This is a genomic window from uncultured Negativicoccus sp. (genome assembly GCF_902480485.1).
In the GTDB taxonomy this organism is placed as follows: domain Bacteria; phylum Bacillota; class Negativicutes; order Veillonellales; family Negativicoccaceae; genus Negativicoccus; species Negativicoccus succinicivorans.
The window spans coordinates 1-3,942 of record NZ_CABSTC010000080.1; the positions used below are offsets into that span (position 1 = coordinate 1).

At 46.3% G+C, this 3,942-nt stretch carries 3 protein-coding genes; all 3 read right to left on the reverse strand.

Annotated features, from left to right (window positions below; all coding sequences use genetic code 11):
• Positions 1-45 precede the first annotated feature (45 nt).
• From gltX to RDN69_RS05930, 3 genes are read right to left on the reverse strand one after another with little or no spacing between them, the layout of a single operon-like run.
• Entirely contained in the window at positions 46-1,494 is a 1,449-nt protein-coding gene (gene gltX, locus RDN69_RS05920) for a glutamate--tRNA ligase (protein WP_288218371.1), read from the reverse strand.
• Positions 1,491-2,660, reverse strand: a complete 1,170-nt coding sequence (gene ispD, locus RDN69_RS05925; RefSeq protein ID WP_288218372.1) for a 2-C-methyl-D-erythritol 4-phosphate cytidylyltransferase — start codon at positions 2,658-2,660, stop codon at positions 1,491-1,493. The genes gltX and ispD overlap by 4 nt, the downstream gene beginning before the upstream one ends.
• Positions 2,657-3,778 (reverse strand): PIN/TRAM domain-containing protein, encoded by a 1,122-nt coding sequence (locus RDN69_RS05930; RefSeq protein WP_273259739.1) that lies wholly within the window; start codon positions 3,776-3,778, stop codon positions 2,657-2,659. The genes ispD and RDN69_RS05930 overlap by 4 nt, the downstream gene beginning before the upstream one ends.
• Positions 3,779-3,942 lie beyond the last annotated feature (164 nt).

The window sequence follows — 3,942 nt, forward strand, 5'->3', positions numbered from 1 at the left end:
CACGGTGGTATTCACCGTGTTCTCTTTCTATCCTTCTTGCTATTCTTATTGTTTTTGCGAAAGTCGAGATATCGCTTCCGTTTTACCCATACTATGCACGAGTCCGCCAATGTCCGGACCATGCATTGCACCGATCAAAGCGATTCGCAACGGCATGTAAAGGTCCTTACCTTTAATGCCGGTTTCTTTTTGTACTTCTTTAATAGCAGCTTTGTAGTATTCAGCCGTATCTTCCGGCGCATTTTCCAACTTCGCGCGATACGCTTCCAAAACGGTCTTGCTGGTATCCTGCGAGAGTACCCCCTGCATTTCTTCTGTCAGTTCCGGCGCCGCTTCATACAAAGGACGCGCAAGTTCGATGATTTGTTCACCGTAAGATAAATGTTTGCGATAAAGTTCACCGATTTCGGCAACTTTAGCACGATCTTTGACACTGACATTCGCCGGCACAAATCCTGCTTTTTGCAACTGCGGCAACAGTATGTCTACCAATTCATCCGTAGACAGGTTTTGCATATAATGGAAGTTGATCCAGTTCAGCTTATCGATATCAAATACCGCCGGATTTTTCGAAACGTGATCCATAGAAAATTGTTGAATCAATTCTTCCACCGAATAAATTTCTTTTTCCTCCGGACTGGACCAGCCTAATAAGGCTAAGAAGTTGATGATCGCTTCCGGCAGGTAGCCCATGTTTTTGTACTGTTCTACCGCCGTCGCACCGTGGCGCTTACTCATTTTCTTGTGATCTTTACCAAGAATCAAAGAAATATGACCAAATTTCGGCTCTTTAAAGCCAAGCGCACTATAAATCACCAGCTGGCGCGGCGTGTTGGATAAGTGTTCTTCGGCGCGAATAACATGCGTGATCTGCATACGCGCATCATCGATCACAACACTATAGTTGTAGACCGGCATACCGTCCGATTTAACAATGATAAAGTCACCGACACCGTTGGATTCGAAGCTGACGTGTCCACGCACCAAATCCTCAAAGGAAAGTGTTTCATTTTGCGGGCAGCGCAAACGAATGGTCGGTACCCGCCCTTCTTTTTTATACTCTTCCTCCTGTTCCGGTGTTAAGTGTGCACAATGACCGTCATAAACCGGCGTTTTACCTTCCTCCAGTTGCTTTTGTCGAGATGCTTCCAATTCCTCGGCAGTACAGTAGCAACGATATGCCTTCCCCTCTTTTAATAGCTGTTCTGTATACCGGCGATAAATATCCAAACGTTCACTTTGACGGTACGGTTCTTCCGGACCGCCGACATCAATACCTTCATCCCAGGTAATTCCCAACCAACGCAACGCGGCTTTGATGTTTTCTTCCGACTCCCGTGTCGAGCGTTCCAAATCCGTATCCTCGATGCGCAAAATAAGGCTTCCATTGGTGTTTTTTGCCAATAACCAATTAAATAATGCCGAGCGCGCTCCGCCGATATGGAACGGACCGGTCGGGCTGGGCGCAAAACGCACACGTACTGGTTCTGTCATTTATTGTTCATCCTTTCTATAATAGTGGCACTGGCCATTGCCGCAATTCCTCTCTTTTCGCCGATCGGCCCCAATTTCTCATGGGTCGTCGCGTGCACGGCAATGCGTGCATCAGGTAAGCATAATAATTGAGCAAGTGTTGCGATACAATCAGAAATATATTTCTGTAATTTGGGCGCTTGCGCAATGATAGTAATCGTTGCATTTTGTAGGAGAAATCCGTCCGCAAGCAGTTCCTGCACAACTCTCCGCAACAGTATACCACTCCGGACTCCACGATATTGTTCATCGGTATCGGGAAAATACGTCCCTATATCCGGCTTACCTGCCGCCGCTAACAACGCATCCGTCAATGCATGCAAGGCACAGTCGGCATCCGAATGACCTTCCAACGCAAACGGCGCCGGAATTGTCACACCGCAAAGTGTTACTGCATCCCCCGGTTTAGTGCGATGAATATCATATCCGCTGCCGGTGCGAACGATCCCCGATTGCGCAACGAACTCTTGGAATGCAAGATAATCTTTCCACGTCGTAATTTTTTTATTTGGTGATTGTGCTACCACCAACACAGGATCTTCTCCCATTAGTTCCAATAAACTTGCGTCATCGGTCGCTTTTTGAAGGACTGATTGTTCTTGCCGATACATCTGATAAAGCGTCTCACGCCGAAATCCTTGCGGCGTAAGTGCCAAATAAATATCGTCTCGCGGGATCGTCGTAATGCGACGTGTTTGCGAATTCTTGTACTTAACGGTGTCTTGCACGGATTTCACCAATAGTGCTCCGTTGGCACTGCAAAGAGCCGCCGCCACCACATCAATATCGTCCGGCGCAACATAGGGACGTGCACCGTCATGAATTAAAATAAATTCTGCCGCCGGATCGACGGCTTCCAGCGCCGCCTGCACCGACTCCTGCCGTGTCTTACGACCGGTAACCAGAGTTACGGGAACCGTCAGCAATAAATCATTCACTATGTTTTGGATAATGTCTTCTTCGCCCGCGTGCACGGCAATAACGATTTCGTCACAACATTGAGCTTTGCTGACAGCCAATAACGTATACGCCAAAAGAGGGCGGCCACCAACCGGTAACAGCAGTTTGTTACCATCGGCACCAACGCGTCGGCCGCTCCCCGCGGCCACTACGATAATACTTGTCATGATCCTCCCTGTTGCGTTTCATACCGAGCAAAGATCATTTTCCCCGCCGAAGTTTGCAATACTGAGGTAACTACCACAAAAACATTATTACCGATTTGCGACTTGCCGTTTTCGATAACAATCATCGTGCCGTCATCCAAATACGCCACTCCTTGTCCCTCCTCTTTGCCCTGCTTAACAATTTGCACGAGAAGTTGCTCTCCGGGAATGACAACCGGTTTGACCGCATTCGCCAAGTCATTAATATTTAAAACGTGAACGCCCTGTAATTCCGCCACTTTATTCAAATTATAATCGTTTGTTATCACGGTAGCCCGATGTGCCAGACCAAGTTGCACTAATTTTGCGTCCACTTCCGATTGTTCATCAAAGTCTTCCGTCACAATTTTGACATCAATAATTTTACGTTTTTGCATCTCATTGAGAATATCAAGCCCGCGGCGACCGCGATTGCGTTTTAAGACATCCGATGAATCGGCAATATATTGCAATTCTTCCAAGACGAAAACCGGTACAATCAGAGGTCCTTCCAAAAATCCTGTCTTTGCGATATCAGCAACACGCCCATCAATAATAACGCTGGTGTCCAAAATCTTGCCGTAAGGACCTAATTTTGTTTCCTTCGGTTCTTTTTCCCGTCCCTGACGCCAATTAGCAATAATGGTGCTAAGCTGATTTTTTTGTCCGATCGCCAAATAAATCCCCGTGTATCCTAAAACAATGCTCAGCACAATCGGAATATACGGTCCGATCAAGGGTAAATTATTAAATGCCAGACCAAGTAAATTGGCAATAATAAGACCGATAAAAAGTCCGACAATCCCCAGAATCAAGTCAAGTGAGGAAATCCCGGTAATTGTACGTTCTCCCCAAGCGGTAAACGCGCGTAATTTTCGGAACAAATACGGAGCGGCTACACTACCGACAACGTATCCCAGAAAAGCCCCCAAAAGGATGGTGCACAGCCAAAGCAATGTGACGCCGAAAACGCCCCACTGCCAAAATGCCATCCCGAAGAATGCCGAATCCGCTAAATACGGGTGAAGTTGATTGGCAAATACTACGCCAAGAATAATAAAAAGTCCAATAAACAAAAAGCGCAGTAGCTTTTCGATCATAGTTTCACCACCTTTCGCATAAATAATATCATAGCACAGCAATATTATGACTACAAATCAGGATTGTTTTAAAATTTTCTGCCGTAATTCTCGTAAATGCTTTAACGGAACTAATTGTAAATGATCCGGCTTTTCTTTCAATGCCGCATAATTGGCGGCCGGCA

Coding starts and splice junctions, on each gene's coding strand:
- RDN69_RS05930 (WP_273259739.1), bottom strand. CDS start 3,778: ATGATCGAAAAGCTACTGCGCTTTTTGTTTATTGGACTTTTTATTATT.
- gltX (WP_288218371.1), bottom strand. CDS start 1,494: ATGACAGAACCAGTACGTGTGCGTTTTGCGCCCAGCCCGACCGGTCCG.
- ispD (WP_288218372.1), bottom strand. CDS start 2,660: ATGACAAGTATTATCGTAGTGGCCGCGGGGAGCGGCCGACGCGTTGGT.